This window comes from Blautia sp. An249 (genome assembly GCF_002159835.1).
Lineage (GTDB): Bacteria > Bacillota > Clostridia > Lachnospirales > Lachnospiraceae > Blautia_A > Blautia_A avistercoris.
Genome location: NZ_NFJL01000013.1, coordinates 56,289 through 72,390, shown reverse-complemented (window position 1 = coordinate 72,390; position 16,102 = coordinate 56,289). Strand labels below are relative to the sequence as shown.

General features: G+C 44.0%; 15 protein-coding genes and 1 tRNA gene. 2 read left to right on the top strand and 14 right to left on the bottom strand.

The features are described 5' to 3' along the window. Positions 1-117: 117 nt before the first annotated feature. From B5F53_RS12895 to B5F53_RS12880, 4 genes are all read right to left on the bottom strand, one after another. Complete coding sequence (locus tag B5F53_RS12895) at positions 118-435, bottom strand: sporulation initiation factor Spo0A C-terminal domain-containing protein (protein ID WP_087224067.1); 318 nt, start codon at positions 433-435, stop codon at positions 118-120. Positions 436-491: 56 nt separating this feature from the next. Next, the gene (locus B5F53_RS12890; RefSeq protein WP_087224065.1) at positions 492-734 is read right to left on the bottom strand and encodes a helix-turn-helix domain-containing protein; all 243 of its coding nucleotides are present in this window, start codon (positions 732-734) and stop codon (positions 492-494) included. Positions 735-909: 175 nt separating this feature from the next. Beyond that, entirely contained in the window at positions 910-1,872 is a 963-nt protein-coding gene (locus B5F53_RS12885) for a beta-ketoacyl-ACP synthase III (RefSeq protein WP_087224063.1), read from the bottom strand. A 327-nt stretch (positions 1,873-2,199) separates the two neighbouring features. Continuing rightward, positions 2,200-4,164, bottom strand: coding sequence for a C40 family peptidase (locus B5F53_RS12880; protein ID WP_242970316.1), 1,965 nt, complete (start codon positions 4,162-4,164; stop codon positions 2,200-2,202). A gap of 420 nt (positions 4,165-4,584) precedes the next feature. On the opposite strand from B5F53_RS12880, the gene B5F53_RS12875 reads away from it, so the two are divergent. Next, on the top strand, positions 4,585-5,982 hold the full coding sequence (locus B5F53_RS12875; RefSeq protein ID WP_087224061.1) for an aldehyde dehydrogenase: 1,398 nt from the start codon (positions 4,585-4,587) through the stop codon (positions 5,980-5,982). Here the strand turns inward: B5F53_RS12875 and metA are convergent, their stop codons facing one another. From metA to B5F53_RS12860, 3 genes are read right to left on the bottom strand one after another with little or no spacing between them, the layout of a single operon-like run. Further along, positions 5,983-6,903, bottom strand: coding sequence for a homoserine O-acetyltransferase MetA (metA, locus tag B5F53_RS12870; protein ID WP_087224059.1), 921 nt, complete (start codon positions 6,901-6,903; stop codon positions 5,983-5,985). A 22-nt stretch (positions 6,904-6,925) separates the two neighbouring features. Then, positions 6,926-8,881, bottom strand: a complete 1,956-nt coding sequence (gene ligA / locus B5F53_RS12865; protein WP_140398250.1) for an NAD-dependent DNA ligase LigA — start codon at positions 8,879-8,881, stop codon at positions 6,926-6,928. An 18-nt stretch (positions 8,882-8,899) separates the two neighbouring features. After that, the gene (locus tag B5F53_RS12860; protein WP_087224057.1) at positions 8,900-9,607 is read right to left on the bottom strand and encodes a pseudouridine synthase; all 708 of its coding nucleotides are present in this window, start codon (positions 9,605-9,607) and stop codon (positions 8,900-8,902) included. A gap of 179 nt (positions 9,608-9,786) precedes the next feature. Here B5F53_RS12860 and B5F53_RS12855 point away from each other — a divergent pair, with 179 nt between their 5' ends. Beyond that, positions 9,787-11,022, top strand: a complete 1,236-nt coding sequence (locus tag B5F53_RS12855) for a polysaccharide deacetylase family protein (protein ID WP_087224055.1) — start codon at positions 9,787-9,789, stop codon at positions 11,020-11,022. Positions 11,023-11,073: 51 nt separating this feature from the next. Here the strand turns inward: B5F53_RS12855 and B5F53_RS12850 are convergent, their stop codons facing one another. The 7 genes from B5F53_RS12850 to B5F53_RS12820 all read right to left on the bottom strand — a co-directional run bounded on the left by B5F53_RS12850 (position 11,074) and on the right by B5F53_RS12820 (position 16,074). After that, a complete protein-coding gene (locus B5F53_RS12850; protein WP_087224053.1) occupies positions 11,074-11,985 on the bottom strand; it encodes an SH3 domain-containing protein in 912 nt (303 codons plus the stop codon). A 48-nt stretch (positions 11,986-12,033) separates the two neighbouring features. After that, positions 12,034-12,105, bottom strand: a tRNA-Arg gene (locus B5F53_RS12845). A gap of 84 nt (positions 12,106-12,189) precedes the next feature. Next, positions 12,190-12,771, bottom strand: coding sequence for a DUF5688 family protein (locus B5F53_RS12840; protein ID WP_087224051.1), 582 nt, complete (start codon positions 12,769-12,771; stop codon positions 12,190-12,192). 199 nt (positions 12,772-12,970) lie between these two features. Continuing rightward, positions 12,971-13,528, bottom strand: a complete 558-nt coding sequence (gene efp, locus B5F53_RS12835) for an elongation factor P (protein WP_087224049.1) — start codon at positions 13,526-13,528, stop codon at positions 12,971-12,973. Between the two features lie 62 nt (positions 13,529-13,590). Continuing rightward, complete coding sequence (locus B5F53_RS12830; RefSeq protein ID WP_087224047.1) at positions 13,591-14,112, bottom strand: shikimate kinase; 522 nt, start codon at positions 14,110-14,112, stop codon at positions 13,591-13,593. Continuing rightward, entirely contained in the window at positions 14,109-14,612 is a 504-nt protein-coding gene (locus B5F53_RS12825) for a YqeG family HAD IIIA-type phosphatase (RefSeq protein WP_087224143.1), read from the bottom strand. The genes B5F53_RS12830 and B5F53_RS12825 overlap by 4 nt, the downstream gene beginning before the upstream one ends. A gap of 100 nt (positions 14,613-14,712) precedes the next feature. After that, the gene (locus tag B5F53_RS12820; protein ID WP_087224046.1) at positions 14,713-16,074 is read right to left on the bottom strand and encodes a citrate/2-methylcitrate synthase; all 1,362 of its coding nucleotides are present in this window, start codon (positions 16,072-16,074) and stop codon (positions 14,713-14,715) included. Between the last annotated feature and the right edge of the window lie 28 nt (positions 16,075-16,102).

Sequence of the window (16,102 nt, the reverse complement as noted above, 5' to 3'; positions counted from 1 at the left end):
AATCTCCTCCATTGTATGCACATTCAAATGTGCTGTTCACTATACGTTATAGTCTATTTAAAACGGCCCGCTTTGTCAATTCTTTTTCATATCTTTCCTTTACGGATGCCGGACAGATCAGTTTCTCTGCCTGACATATTCTGCCAGCAGTTCAATAAATTCCCTCGGATACAAATGTCTGTCGTTCTTTAAGAACAAAAATTCCTTCGTCGGGTTCTTCCTGCAGAAAACATCTCTTACTGTCCGAATATCTCTTTCCACGCTTCTTACGTCTATCTGATATTCTTCTGCGACTTTCTGATAAATTTCCTTTCTCACATGAAGCAGTCTCTGTTCATCTTCCATAACCAGTTTTACAGAAGATACAATATACCAGTAGCCTCGATAACTCTGAGAAATGCCTTCTTGTTTCAGTACTTCCTTGATTCTTTCCATTTTCTTGCCCTCTTTGCTAAAATAATTCTATATAACAGGAGTTCAGGATGTTGGAATTACTCCAGCTCATACTCTATATCAGCAAATTCTTCCGCATCAAAAAAATCGCTGACTGACATATCCAGTCCGCTGCAGATTTTAATAATTGTAAAAATGCCAGGATTTTTTGTAGAACAGTCCAGAATATGCATAAGCGTTGTCATTGGCACGGAAGACCGGTATGCCAATATGTAATATGATATGTTTTTTTGTTCACACAGGTACTTAATCCTGTCCGAAAGTATCTTTTGTTCTTTCATCCCATCATACCTCCCACATGGTGTTAAGTTAAGTTTATAACTTTCTTTCCTCCAATCGCTACCGAATATGGAAGTATTTGGGAACTTTTTGTTCTAAAATAAAAGAAACCCCAACAGACTCAGTCCTCATATCTGTTGAGATTTCTTTCTTATTTTCTCTCTTTCCGTAAAAATCCTACCACTCAAGAAGGGTAGCGCCCCAGGTAAGCCCAGCGCCAAAGCCGGATAAAATCAGCTTATCTCCTTTGTGAAGACGACCTTCCCGGTTCAGATCATCCAGCAGAAGGGGGATACTGGCTGCAGAGGTATTCCCATGCCCCTCCAGATTAACCGGAAACTTCTCTTCTGATAATTTCAGTCTTTTAGCTACAGACTGAATAATTCTTTTGTTGGCCTGATGCAGGATAAAGCAGCTCACCTCTTCTTTATCCAGATGATTCCTTTCCAGTATTTCTTCGATACATTCCGGAACTTTCTTCACTGCAAATTTAAATACTGCCTGTCCGTCCATATAAATGGGATCTGCGCCTGTCTCAGGCTGAACAGGAGTTTCTGTAGAAGACGCCTTTGCTGTCAGCACATGTCCCATGCTGCCGTCTGAATGCTGTACGAAATCAAGCACCCCCGTTTCTTCTGCACGAATCACGCAGGCTCCTGCTCCGTCACCAAACAGCACGCAGGTGCTTCTGTCTTTCCAGTTGACAATTTTCGACAATGTCTCCGTTCCGATCACCAGAATGGTTTTGTAAATTCCGGCCTTTATGTACGCGAAAGCCGTATTCAGGGAAAACAAAAACCCGGAGCAGGCTGCATTTAAATCCATGCCCACTGTATGTTCCATCCCCAGCATGTTCTGAACCTGGCAGCCTAAATTAGGGAAATAATCTTCTGCGCTGCAGGTAGCCACCAGGATCATTTCTACTTCATCTTTCTGAATTCCACTGTTTTCAATTGCTTTCTGTCCTGCTCTTGCAGCAAGGACCGCCGCAGTCTCCTCTGCGTCCGAGATATGGCGGCTTCGGATACCTGTGCGGCTGCTAATCCATTCGTCGCTGGTATCTACTATTTTCGCCAAATCATCATTGGTTATTACTCTATTCGGAAGCGCACTTCCTGTCCCTATAATTCTTGCAGTCATAACAATCCACCTATATAAATATTTTGATTATCAAACTATCATCTCAAAGTATAATTACATTTCCCCTATTTGTCAAGGGAACAAAACAGTAAAATAACCGAACAAAGAGGACAAGTCCTCTTCAACTCTCTATATCTCTCACTCATGAGGGACTTGTACTCTTTGCGCGCCAAATGCAGACTGCCGCAGGCAGTCATAATTCCGCATGCATCTGGTCGCATCCATAGCGGAGCGTTTTTCATGTAATAGGAAATCCGACGGAATTTCCTATTACATGAAAAAACGCTTCTTAAGTCTTACTCAGACTTAAGAAGCGTTCGTCTTATCTTATTCTTCCACGAGTATATCAGAAGCGTCTAAAATGGTTTTTACTTTTTTACCGGATTTTAAATAACTTTCTTCCTCGTCATCCCCATCTGACAGGGTTTGAAGTGTCTTCACTGTGGTCTGTGTTTTCAGTCCTGCGCCGTCTAAGGAATTTTTCTCCTCTTCAATCGCTTTCAGTTCTTCTTCTGTGGGATAGAAAGCCGGCTGACGAATGTACCGGAAACTTGCGGAATAGGCTTCTCCTACGGTAACACCGTTTTTACTGGAGGAACAATGAACAGCAATCCAGTCGCCTGCATCTGTCTGCCCGCAGATAATTCCCACATGATTGTCACTGCCGGATTCCGGTCCGTTCTGGAATACGAAATCTCCCGGCTGTGCATCCTCTTCGTCTACGGATAATGCATTTTCCCACTGAGCGGAAGTTCCGTCGCCTACTTCAGACTGCATTGCCTGATCCCAGTAACCGTTAATCACTGCCCAGGTGACAAATCCACTGCAGTCCAGGCCAAATGCCTTTGTGGTGCCTGAACTTCTGCTGCCGGCTGCAGATACAACGGCAGCTTCGCCCCAGTCCGGATCCTCTCCCAGGTATGTGGATTTTCCGCCCCAGAAGTACCCTACCTTACCAACCAGAGAGTAGGCAACTGTAATTACATTTACCCGTTCTTCTGAAACTTCATCGCCCACGCTCTGGCGAACAAAACCTTTTGCCGCGGTTACTGTGGCACACAGCAGTTTACAGTCTGTTTCCACATATTTTTTCAGAATCTTTCTGTCTTCTTTGCTTACTTTATGTTTTTTAATGTAATAGTTAATATTATAATTACCGTAAGAAACTTTAGTGATATTTTTCTTATCTCTGACTACAGGATTCAATTCCTTAAAGATTCTTGCCAAATCTTCTTTTGCAGATTCATCCAGCACATATGCAGCATGTTCCTTTGCCGCATCCGCCTCTTCGCCTTCCGTTTTGGCATCCCCGGCTTCTGTTTCTTTTGCCTGTGTTTCTGCTTCTTTTGCTTGTGCTTCTTTTGCTTTTTCTTCTTTTTCCTCGTCCGTCAGTTTACTCTGCTCGTAAATATATACGGCCAGTATATCCTGCCAGTTTCTTACTAAAAGGCTGTCCCAGGAGCTGGTAAGATGATCTTCTCTCTTGTCACACTCATCCACCAGTTTATTGTCTTCCTTATATTCGGTCTCAATTTCATCCATGACCTCAGAAAAGTCTTCAGCAAATTCAATGTCGTAATTCTCTGCCAGAGAATCCAGATAAAACTCTTTTCCTGCATGCAGATTCAGAACGGAACTGGTGCTCCCGGCTCTGTATGTACCTGTTGTGGAAGAATCCTTCTCTTCCAGAAGCTCTCCCTGTCCAAAGCTGTCTCCCGTCAGATCCTCCTGCGTATCTGCATCCTGCTCTTCCAGCTTCTCCTGCTCTGCCTGCAGCGCCTGAATCTTTCTTTCGGCTGCCTCCAGCACATAAAGATTGGTAACCATTTCCTTCTCCGCACTGGAGAGCTGTTCGTAATCCATCCGGATCTCTGCTACCAAATCCGCCATATCCAAAGTAACATTGGTCAATAAGGCAATCCGGCTGATAACATTATCTACGTCGGCCACTTCTACTAAGCCTTCATCCTCATCGTCAGGCACCAGAACCGGTTCTTCCGGCTCTAATGGAGGAAGTGTCGGTGTCGGCTCCGGATCCGGGGTTACAGACGTTTCCGGTGGTTCTGTCGGCTCCGGTGTCTCCGGCGGTTCTGTCGGTTCCGGATCCGGAGTTACAGATGTTTCCGGCGGTTCTGTCGGCTCCGGTGAGGGTTCTGTCAAATCTTCTCCTGTTTCACTGGATAATACCTCAGAACCTATATCGGATGAACCGTAAACCGCTGCCGGTCCGGACAATACCAAAGCGGATACGAGAGAAATACACATAAATTTCATAAGATACTTGTTTTTCATCTAAGATGCTCCTTTACTTCATTGAACATCCCTTTACTCCCCTCCTATAAAGGGCTGTTTCCGTTGTCGCATAAACTACCTTCCTCATTTTAACATAAGGATATATGAAAATCAACTGACAAGCCGCAAGAAATTCCCCCTTCCCCCTGCTTTTTTCTGAATTTAAAATATATGCTTCAGACAGTTTGGAAACTTTAGATTCTCTTAATTTTCTTTCTTAATATTTTATTCTTTTGACACACTTCGCTCACATTTATCTCCTATAATAGGTCTTGGATAGATGAATAACCACTCTCTATCTCCCCCCTCAAAAAGCAAAAGCCTCCGGCTCCTGGCCGGAGGCTTTTCCCGTTTCCCGGGCTTTCCCCTTGCTAAAAGCCCGGAGAATGTTATACTTAATCAAAAAGAAGGAGGAGACTTATGAAGCCTTTTTTTACCCGGCAGCAGGCAGAGAATTTATTAAGAAAACAAAAGAACTATTTTAAAACCGGCCAGACAAGGGATTATCTGTTTCGTATGAGGCAGTTAAAAAAACTGTATGCGTCCATTTTGAAATACGAATCCAGGATAAATGAAGCTTTGTATCAGGATTTGGGGAAATGCCCTGCCGAAAGTTATTCCTCTGAGGTAGGATTTATCCTTAACAGCCTCTCTCATACAATGAGACATCTGAAGAAATGGATGAGACCAAAAAAGAAGAAATCTCCCCCTTATCTTTTTTACTCCAAAAGCAGGGTGCTGAAAGAACCTTACGGCAGCGTCTGTATTATCGGCCCTTTTAACTATCCGTTTCAGTTGGTGATGGAGCCCCTGATTGGCGCCCTTGCAGCCGGAAACTGCGCCGTACTGAGTCCTTCAGAACTGGCTCCCTGCGTTTCCCGGGTAATAAAACAACTGATACGCGAAACCTTTCCCTCCGAATACGTATCATGTGTGGACGGAGGAATCCGGAACAATTCGATTCTATTACATGCAGGTTTCGATTATCTCTTCTTTACCGGAAGTATCTCCGTAGGAAAAATTGTAATGGAAGCAGCTTCCAGGACTCTGACTCCCGTAACCCTGGAGTTAGGAGGAAAAAGCCCGGTAATAATAGATAAAGACGCACGCCTGAAAAGTGCCTGCCGGCGTATTCTGTGGGGAAAGCTTATGAATGCCGGCCAGACCTGCGTTGCCCCGGATTACGTATTCGTGGCAAAAGACCGGATGGAAGAATTTTTAGAAGAGTTAAAAAACACCTTGTCCCATTTCTATGGAACAGACTGCTTTTCGAATCCGGATTACGGGCGCATCGTTAACAGCCGTCATATGGAACGGCTCTGCGCCATTTTAGAAAAGGATAAAGACGCCCTGGTATTTGGCGGAAGATACGATAAAGAGCGGCGTTATATTGAGCCTGCAATTCTCTGTCCCAAAAGTTTAAACGCCGCCTGTATGCAGGAAGAAGTATTCGGCCCCCTGCTGCCCGTATTTCCTTATTCAGATTTAAAAGAGGTTATTCATTATATCAACAGCCATCCAAAACCTCTCGCCCTCTATGTTTTCAGTGAAAACAGGACCGTAATCCGGGAAATTTTACAGCAGACTTCTTCCGGAGGCGTTTCCGTTAATGATACAATCAGCCATATGATTCATCCCGACCTTCCATTTGGAGGCGTGGGCGCTTCAGGAATGGGCGCTTATCATGGAGAGTACAGTTTTCAGACCTTCTCTCACATGAAAAGCGTTCTCATCCGTTCTTCCTTCCTGGGAATACCGATTACGTATCCGCCTTATACAGAAAGAAAACTTGCTTTGGTGCGCAGATTTTTCCATTAATTAAAAAGGCGTTCCCACCATATCGTAAGGGGTTACCTGGTATACGTAGTAATTCAGCCAGTTGGTATAAAGATTGTTTCCATGGGCTCTCCACATCAGGAGAGGCCGCACCTGGGGATTGTCATCCTGATAATAATTTACCGGAAGCTCGATTGGCAGTCCCTTTTCTTTATCCCGCTTATACTCCCCGTCCAAAGTGATTCTGTCGTATTCCGGATGCCCCATTACGAAAATCTTCCTTCCTCCTTCTGCCATAGCCAGAAACAGGCCGGCCTCCTCGGACTCCGCCAGTATAGTCAGTTCTTTGCAGGCTCTGATGTCTTCCATGGGCACTTCCGTATGGCGGGAATGAGGCGCCAGAAACATATCGTCAAATCCTCTTACCAGAGGTATTTTCCTGTTTAACACTTTGTGCCAGTACAGTCCGAACATTTTCTTTGGCAGTTTTCTTTTCTTTAATCCATAGTGGTAATAAAGCCCTGCCTGAGCTGCCCAGCATAAATAAATGGTAGAGGTTACATGGGTATTGCTCCAGTCCATGATTCGGGTCAGTTCTTCCCAGTAATCCACTTCTTCATATTCCATCTGCTCCACCGGCGCTCCTGTAATAATCATTCCGTCAAATTTTTTCTCTTTAATCTCCGGAAATGTCTGATAAAATTTGTTCAGATGACTCATGGACGTATTTTTCGCCTCATGGCTTTCCACCGCCATAAAACTTACATCCACCTGCAGCGGCGTATTGGAAAGAGAACGCAGAAGCTGCAGTTCCGTCTCTTCCTTTAACGGCATTAAATTTAAAATCAAGATCTGAATGGGACGAATATCCTGGTGAAGGGCACGATTCTCGTCCATCACAAAAATATTTTCTCTCTCCAGAATCTCCTTGACCGGTAATTCACTTTGTATTTTAATCGGCATTGTCTTTTCCTCCCCTTTCTTTTCATGAAATCATGCTGCGAAATTCTTCCTCTGAAATAACAGGTATCCCCAGCTCTCTTGCCTTTTTATTCTTTGATGAACCGGATGCTGTATCATTATTAATCAGATAATTCGTTTTCTTTGTCACAGTCCCTGTCACCTTTCCCCCGAGAGATTCAATCAGTTCTTTTAATTTCCCTCTGTTTTCGTAATATGATAGGCTGCCGGTAATTACAAAATTCATTCCCTTTATGGAACTTTCCCCGGCGATTTCTTCTTTTTCAATCTGCAAATGCTTCATGAGATGTTTCAGTTGTTCTCTATTTTTTTCTTCAGCAAAATAGTCGATCAGACTTTGGGCAATCACCCCTCCCACTCCGTCAATGGCCTCCAGCTCTTCCCTGTCTGCATGAAGGATCTGATCGATGTCGTCCTGAAAATGGCGGCAGATCATTTTGGCATTGGCAAGTCCGATATTGGGAATCCCCAGACTGAAAATCACTTTTGCCAGTGTGGTATGACTGGCTTTTTTCAGGCTCTCCAGCAGATTTTCAAAGGACTTGCTTCCAAATCCTTCCATCTCAACAATTTCTTCTTTATGCTTTTCGATTTCAAAAATATCTCCGAAATCATGGATAAATCCTTTTCCGATAAACTTTTCCAAGGTTGCCTCTGAAAGCCCGTCTATATTCATGGCATCTCTGCTTACAAACAGAGAAAACGCCTTTATCCGCTTCGCCTGGCAGTCAGGATTCGGACAGATCAGAACTTCCACGTCATTTTCCCTTTTTATCTTTGTTTCTTTTCCGCAGGCCGGACAGACGGCTGGAACGTCAAGACGTCCGCTTCTCGTAAGGTTTTCCGCAATCTGTGGAATAATCATGTTCGCTTTATAGACCTTTATCCTGTCTCCGATTCCCAGTTGCATCTCTTTGAGAATACTTACATTGTGAACGCTGGCTCTGCTGACTGTAGTTCCCTCCAGCTCTACCGGTTCGAAAATAGCTACCGGATTAATCAGCCCTGTCCGGGAGGGGCTCCATTCGATTTCCTGCAGCACCGTTTCCCGCATTTCATCTGCCCATTTAAACGCATAGGAGTTTCTGGGAAATTTCGCCGTTGCTCCCAGGGCATCCCCATAAGCAATGTCATCATACAGCGCCACCAGCCCATCCGAAGGAAAATCATTTTTCTCCACCTGTATTTTAAAATACTCCATGGCTTCGTCCAGAGATTCGGCGGTCACCATTTTATACTCTACCACTTCAAACCCCTGCTGCTGCAGCCACAGAAACTGCTGTAATCTTGAGTTGTTAAACTCCACGCCCTGGGCGCTTACCAGCCCAAAGGCGTAAAACCGCACATTTCTATGGGCTGTAATCTCATTATTGAGCTGTCTGACGGAACCGCTGCACAGATTCCTGGGATTCTTATAGCGGGCGTCCACATCTTCTATGGATGCATTGATTTTCTCGAAGTCTGAATAGGTGATAATTGCTTCTCCCCGCAGCACCAGTTTGCCCTTATAAGGAATCTGAAGAGGAATATTTTTAAAAACCCTGGCATTATTTGTAATGACCTCTCCCACAACTCCATTTCCTCTGGTAACCGCTTTCTGCAGTTTTCCCTCTTCATAAGTAAGTACAATGGTAAGTCCGTCCAGTTTCCAGGATAACAGCGCTTTCTGGCTGCCCAGAAAGCTTCTGAGTTCTTCCACATCCTTTGTTTTATCCAAAGAAAGCATGGGACTTTCATGCTGTTCTTTGGGCAGTTCTGTAAGCACCTCATATCCCACATGAATGGTCGGGCTGTCAGCCAGAACCGTCCCTGTTTCTTTCTCCAGTTCTAACAGTTCATCATAAAGAGCATCATATTCCAGATTACTCATAATCTCCCGTGCTTCCTGATAATAAGCCTTTCCGGCAGCGTTCAGTTTTTCCACCAATTCTTTCATTCTTGCAATCGACGATGTCTCCATAATTCCTCCTGTTACGACTTATTTTCCTGTTCCGTTTAACAGAGCATCCAGCCGTTCTCTGTCTTTCCCCTCTATTAAGCGGTATTCACCGGGCTTTAGATCTCCCAGTTCAATATTCATTATCCTTATTCTCTTTAGTTTCACCACACGGCAATCCAGATATTCACACATTCTGCGAATCTGACGGTTCATCCCCTGGGTCAGAATAATACGGAATGTTTTCTCTCCGGTTCTCCAGGCTTTGCAGGGTCTGGTGATCTTTCCCAGAATCGGAATTCCCTTCTGCATTTGTTCCAGGAAATCTTCCGTTACCTGTTTATCAATCTCCACCGTGTATTCTTTTTCGTGTCCATTGGCGCCCCGCATCATCCTGTGAATCAGTTCTCCGTCATCGGTGAGAATAATCAGCCCTTCTGAATCTTTGTCCAACCTGCCCGCATACGTCAGCCGGATGGGATAATCCAGAAAATCAATGATGTTTACCTGCCCTTTTCTCCTTTCAAAGGTGCAGACAATTCCTCTGGGTTTGTAAAAGGCCAGCAGCGTTTTCTGTTGTTTTTTCCGGGCTCTTTTCCCGTCCACCAGAATTTCCCAGTCCGCCTCCACTCTCTCGCCTACGGAGGCCCTTTTTCCATTTACCGACACTCTTCCGGCTTCAATCAGACGGTCTGCTTCCCTTCTCGAACAAATTCCGGCTTCACTTAAAAATTTATTTAAACGAATCATCTTGGCCTCTTTCCATTCCTTTCCTGGCACTGTTTTCTATTATATCTTGTTTTAGAAAACTTGGCAACTGCTCCCTGACACCTCACTTTTTGACGAATGCCGGATTTTTCAGTTGTATTTTTTACATAGAAAGGTTATGATAGGGACAGTACAATGAACAGAGAAAGGAGGAACATTTTTTGCCAGGCCGTAAAAAACCAACGAGCCGGGTACTGACCTGTATTATTATTCTTATTTGCTTAATTTCAGGGCTTCTTCTTTCTCAGTCGTCCGCTTCTTACGCGCCCCTGAACCCCGAGGTACTGCCCGATATAATTATCGCAGAGGAAACTCAGGAAGGGTCTCTTCCCCAGGATTACAGGAAAGAACAGGTTACTCCCTCTCCTACAGAAGAACCTTCTGAAGAAGAGATAAAAGAGCAGGAATCCCGGGAAGAAACTGCCTATTCTCCGGAGGCCGAGCTTGGCACCTGGGTTGCATCCGGCAGTGACTGGACTTTCCTGGTAAAAGAAAAACCTGTAACAGGATGGTTTACCGATACGGATATGCATCGGTATTACCTGGACAAAGACGGAATCATGCAGACGGGATGGCTGACCTATGACGGGGAAAAATATTACCTGAATGAAGATGGAATTATGCAGACAGGAACAGTGGAAATCCAGGGAAAATCTTATACCTTTTCCGAGGACGGCATTCTTCAGAAGGAAACCCGGACAACTCCTGCTCCCACCGCTTCCGAGGAAGATGAAACAGACAGCGATTCGGCATCCGCCCCTGTTTCCAGCCCCTCTCAGTTAAAGAAGGCTTCAAAAGGCGCGCAGATTGCCTTAACTTTTGACGACGGACCCGGAATGTATACGGAACGTCTGTTAAATGTTCTGGAAGCTTATGACGCAAAAGCAACCTTCTTTCTGGTCGGCACCAATATCCAAAGCTATCCGGAAACTGTCAGACGAATGAAAGAGCTGGGATGTGAATTCGGCAATCACACCAATTCCCATGTGGATCTCACCACCCTCAGCACACAGGAAATCCAGGAACAACTAAACGACATGGAAGAAATTCTGAGAGATACTGTAGGAGAAAGTCCTTCCCTGATACGGCCGCCTTTTGGCGCTATCAATGATACGGTGGAAGAAGCAGCAGGTTCACCTTTCATTCTCTGGTCCCTGGATGCCGCCAAGGAAGAGAATCCGGATATTGCCACCATATTGGAGACCATATATTCGCAGGCAGAGGATGGAGATATCATTCATCTCCACGATATTCATGAATCCACCGTGGCTGCTGCAGAAATTTTCATTCCTGAACTGGTGGACAAAGGATATGAGTTAGTTACTGTCAGTGAACTTGCCGAAGCCAAAGGTATAAAACTGCAGGTTGGAAATACATACGACTCTATGAAAAAATAAAAGCATTGGATAGAAACTATTTTCGGTTTCTATTCAATGCTTTTTTATTGCTTATTGAAGCAAATCTCCGTAAACATATCCCGTCTGGCCGTCATATTCAACCTGAATCCATCCGTCCTGCTCACCAAGTTTTTTCGCCTGCTCGCCGGAAGGAATCACACCGACTATTTCTGACTCTCCATTTGCCTCCTGCCGAATATTGCAGTCGTCGTTGGCAGTCACCACAGAATCTGTTTCCTGACCGCTTTCGGTGCTTTCATCCTCGCCCAGATTTTCTAAAAAGCTGGCCAACTGCGGATCCTGCTTCTGAGCTTCTTCATATTTCCTGTTTACTTCGTCCTTCAGCTCTGCCACATCTTCGTCGGAGAGAAGCTGTGTCATGTAGTCTGTTATCTCTTTACTGTCTTCCGTGTTGCCACAGATTTTCAAACTTCCGTCACTATCAGTCTGGACATAAATCTGACTCAGCGCTGGCACAGGTGTTTCAACCCCGGTGCATAAGTATTCGAAACATACATATACCACATAGGATTTCTCGTCCAGCCCCTTCTTCGTATAAATATCCCCTACCTGATACCCTTTTATGTAATCCTTCGCATTCGTAATCTTTACTTCATCTTCCGGTGACAGATTATCCACCACGGAGCGCAGAGCTGTTACATCTTTTTCTCCCATGGCCTGATAATACTTCGTAATTAATGCGTTGATTTCCGGATATGCATTCTTTTCCATTGCATTGGTATTTTCTTTCTTCTCGTCAGTCTCCCCATCCTTTGTCGGAGAAGAAGGATCAGCTCCCTTGTTATCCTCTGACACAACTTCCGTCTCCTGTTCGGAATCACCCTTCATATTTCCTGCACAGGCCCGGATGCCAAAGAATAATCCAGTTAGAATTATCAGAATCCCCAGCCCCAAAAGGATATACCGGAGGTTATCTGATAACCACTCTCTAAAATTATCCAAGTTCGTATCCTCCTTTAGTTCGACGCACAGGCGGAAAACCTGCGTCAACACACCTGAAGGGAATCGAACCCCCGCACATGGTACCGGAAACCACTGCTCTATCCACTGAGCTACAGGTGCATGCAAACTCCATTTGCATGTGCTATGATACCACATTTTTATTTAAATGTAAAGAGTTAGCCTTAAAACAAGTAAAAATTCCCTTTAATATGAAAGAATATCCCCACTTTCTTCATATTGGTACACGGTATCTGAGAGATATTCGTCCTCTCTTACCTGGGTCTCATTCATTTCCCGGACAATTTTCTGCAGATCCTCTCTGGTATATACCGATTTTGAGGGAATAATAATACATTCATGGATACTGCTTGGCAAAATGTACAGATCACTTGCCAGATACTGGCTGATTCTTTTTAAAACTCCCGGATAGAGAAGACTGGAAGCTCCGAACAGCCACCGGGTATTGCTTAGTACATACATGGGAATAGCGCCGTCTTTTGCATCTTCTTTTGTCTTTTTTCCTTCCAGACGCTGTATCGTAGATTCGATGGAACTAAATCTCACCGGAAATACTCTCGGCATGTCATAGAGGGCCATCTCTTCTAACTTTTCTGTTTCCTGTTCTTCCTCCCCCAGTGCTCCTTTGAGTATCGGCCGGCGTTTCAGCCTGCCCTCCTGTATATCCGCATCAAAAAAGACGATCGCCAGATCTAAATAGGGGATATGGGCATATTCCCGGAACAACGGAAGATTCTTTTTATAATTCACCAACTGATATATAATCATGCCTTTTACGAACCTTTCCCACCACATTGGATGTATTTTGCCCCGTTTTTTGACTCTCTGTTTTATTTTTCAGGTTTTGTAGAAAAATTTGTACGAATGTACAGAAATGAAAACCAGGGATGCCGCAATCAGATCACGGCAGCCCCTCTCAAAAATCAGATTCACTCAGACAACCCGGCTGCAAAACGCAGCGGATATGTTATACTCTGGAAAGATATTCTCCGGTACGAGTATCAATCTTTAAGGTATCGCCTTCATTTACAAATAAAGGAACATTGATTACTGCTCCGGTTTCTACCGTCGCAGGTTTGGTTGCGCCCTGGGCAGTATTGCCTGCAAAGCCCGGCTCTGTTTCTGTTACCTTTAATTCTACAAATAACGGCGGCTCAATCGCAAATACATTGCCGTTATGAGAACAGATCTTCACAATTTCGTTCTCTTTTACAAATTTCAGATTATCGCCTACCGCTTCTTTATTCAGACCGATCTGCTCGAATGTTTCTGCGTCCATAAAGTAATATAACTCACCATCGTTATATAAATACTGCATGTCCACTCGTTCAATACGAGCCTGCGGGAACTTTTCCGTAGGACGGAAAGATTTCTCCAGGACTGCTCCGGTTATAATGTTTTTATACTTGGTCCTTACAAACGCTGCTCCCTTTCCAGGTTTTACGTGCTGAAACTCAACAATCTGGCAGACATTCCCGTCGATTTCAAGGGTAATACCGTTTTTGAAATCACCTGCTGATATCATGTTATTTCCTCCTTCAATTCAAGTACGCTTAAATTTTATTTTATAATAAACAATTGCTTTTTTCAACTGTTTTTTATCCTGTTTTCCAGCTTTTCCTCAATTTCCATGATCAGACCCTCAAAAGGCTTTTCCCCCGTTACAGCCTGGATATCTGCCATTTTTTTGTAAACAGGCTCTCTTTGCGCCAGCATCTTCTTAATCTTTTCTTCCCGGTTTTCATCGCTTAAAAAAGGATTGCTTTTCCCCTCCAGCCTCTTTTTCAGCGTCTCCACCGAGCCTTTCAGATAGATTACAGTACCCAGTTCTTTTAAATATTTCTGGTTTTGTTCCTGCAGCGGGAAACCTGCGCTTACAGAGATAACTGTGGGCTCTTTGACTTTCAGCATCTCTTTTCCTGTATACGTCTCCAGTGCTCTGTAAAAGGGCTCTCCAAACTTATCCAGCAGCTCCTTTACAGACATCTTCATGTTCTGTGCAATTTTCTTATCAACATCCAGAAACGGCATTTCCAAATCCTGTGCCAGCCGCTTTCCTACCCGTGTTTTCCCTGACCCCATGAATCCTATTACGACAATGTGATTCAAGAAATCCCCTCCTCCTTGTAGTAAAAATGTAAAACAATTTTTTCAAGGTAACGTTTCAAAACAATCTGAATCTCTTCCTTCGGATGTATGGGTTTCACCAGAATATTCCGTATTCCCGCTTTCTTCGCCCCATATATATCCGTAAAAAGCTGATCCCCTATGAATATGGTGGTATCCTGGCTCGTTCCCAGCCGCTCCATGGCTTTTCTGTAGTTTTTCACAGACGGTTTATGAGCATTTTCGATAAAGCTGACCTGTATGGGCTGATTAAACGAAGCAACTCTTTCTTTTTGATTGTTCGATATGAAACAACAGCGAAAACCGATTTCTTTCAGTCGTTTAAACAACGCAACTGCCTTTTGATCCGCCGGCGCTCCATGGGGAACCAACGTATTGTCAATATCAAATAAAAGCCCCCGATACCCCTGGGTATATAAACCTTCATAGTCTATTTTATAAGCAGAGTCCGCACATTCATCGGGAAAAAAACGATTAAACAATTTAATAACCCCTTTGCTTTTACATAAGGATGCCTCCAAAGGTTTTCCCCTTTCAAGACATCCCTGTCTGTTTCTTTTTTGTTCTGATTCCTGCCGGAAATCAGCGTTCGTTTAATGGTTTATATTCTGCTGCTCCCAGTACGTTTTTATAAGCGGGACGGATAATCTTATCTGCATTGATTAACTCTTCCATACGGTGAGCGCTCCAGCCTACAATACGTGCAATGGCAAACATCGGTGTATACAGTTCCAGAGGAAGATCCAGCATGCTGTATACAAATCCGCTGTAGAAATCCACGTTAGCGCTGACCCCTTTATAAATTCTGCGCTCTTTTGCAATTACTTCCGGCGCCAGACGTTCTACCATGGAATAGAGCCTGTAATCTTTCTTTCTTCCCTTTTCATAAGCTAACTGCTCCACAAAGCCTTTGAAGACTTCTGCGCGGGGATCGGATACGGAATAGATCGCATGTCCCATACCGTAGATCAGGCCTTTTCTGTCGAAAGCTTCTTTATGTAACAGCCGTTCCAGATAAGCTCTTACTTCATCTTCATCTTCCCAGTCTCTGACTTCTTTTTTCAAATCCTGGAACATTTTCACCACCTTAATATTGGCCCCTCCATGTTTCGGACCTTTCAGAGAACCAAGGGCAGCCGCAATTGCGGAATAAGTATCTGTTCCGGAAGAAGAAACCACATGGGTGGTAAAGGTAGAGTTGTTACCGCCGCCGTGCTCCATATGAATAATCAGCGCCAGATCTAATATCTTTGCTTCCAGCGGTGTGTACTTTTTATCCGGACGCAGCATCCGCAGAATATTCTCAGCAGTTGACAAATCTTTTCCCGGGTGGTGAATATAAAGGCTTTTCCCTCTCTCATAATGGTTATATGCATGATATGCATAAACGGAAAGCATTGGAAATACACTTATCAGGTTCAGACATTGCCTTAAAACGTTGGGCAAAGACGTATCGTCCGGATTCTTATCATAAGAATATAACGTCAGAACACATCTGGACAGTGCGTTCATAATATCTTTACTGGGCGCTTTCATAATTACGTCTCTTACAAAATTTCTCGGCAGAGACTGCTGATTGATTAATAATTTGTGGAACTCTTCCAGCTGCTGCGAATTGGGAAGGGCTCCAAACAGCAGCAAATAAGTAACTTCTTCAAAACCAAACCTGTCGTCCTTTAAAAATCCTGCTGTTAAATCTTTGATATTATATCCTCTGTAAGACAGACTTCCTGCGCATGGAACTTCTTTTCCATCCACCATTTTCGTTGCCTGAACATTTGATATTTGAGTTAAACCTGCCAGTACTCCTTTTCCGTTTAAGTCACGAAGTCCTCTTTTTACATCATACTTCCCGTATAAATCCACATCAATTTTGCTCTTTTCCTGGCAAATCTCCGTTAATTTTTCAATCTCCGGTGTTACTTTCATGTTAAAACCTGACATCTTATATTTCTCCTTTCTTGCTTTTCCC

Coding starts and splice junctions, on each gene's coding strand:
- B5F53_RS12895 (WP_087224067.1), bottom strand. CDS start 435: ATGGAAAGAATCAAGGAAGTACTGAAACAAGAAGGCATTTCTCAGAGT.
- B5F53_RS12890 (WP_087224065.1), bottom strand. CDS start 734: ATGAAAGAACAAAAGATACTTTCGGACAGGATTAAGTACCTGTGTGAA.
- B5F53_RS12885 (WP_087224063.1), bottom strand. CDS start 1,872: ATGACTGCAAGAATTATAGGGACAGGAAGTGCGCTTCCGAATAGAGTA.
- B5F53_RS12880 (WP_242970316.1), bottom strand. CDS start 4,164: ATGAAAAACAAGTATCTTATGAAATTTATGTGTATTTCTCTCGTATCC.
- B5F53_RS12875 (WP_087224061.1), top strand. CDS start 4,585: ATGAAGCCTTTTTTTACCCGGCAGCAGGCAGAGAATTTATTAAGAAAA.
- metA (WP_087224059.1), bottom strand. CDS start 6,903: ATGCCGATTAAAATACAAAGTGAATTACCGGTCAAGGAGATTCTGGAG.
- ligA (WP_140398250.1), bottom strand. CDS start 8,881: ATGGAGACATCGTCGATTGCAAGAATGAAAGAATTGGTGGAAAAACTG.
- B5F53_RS12860 (WP_087224057.1), bottom strand. CDS start 9,607: ATGATTCGTTTAAATAAATTTTTAAGTGAAGCCGGAATTTGTTCGAGA.
- B5F53_RS12840 (WP_087224051.1), bottom strand. CDS start 12,771: ATGATTATATATCAGTTGGTGAATTATAAAAAGAATCTTCCGTTGTTC.
- efp (WP_087224049.1), bottom strand. CDS start 13,528: ATGATATCAGCAGGTGATTTCAAAAACGGTATTACCCTTGAAATCGAC.
- B5F53_RS12820 (WP_087224046.1), bottom strand. CDS start 16,074: ATGTCAGGTTTTAACATGAAAGTAACACCGGAGATTGAAAAATTAACG.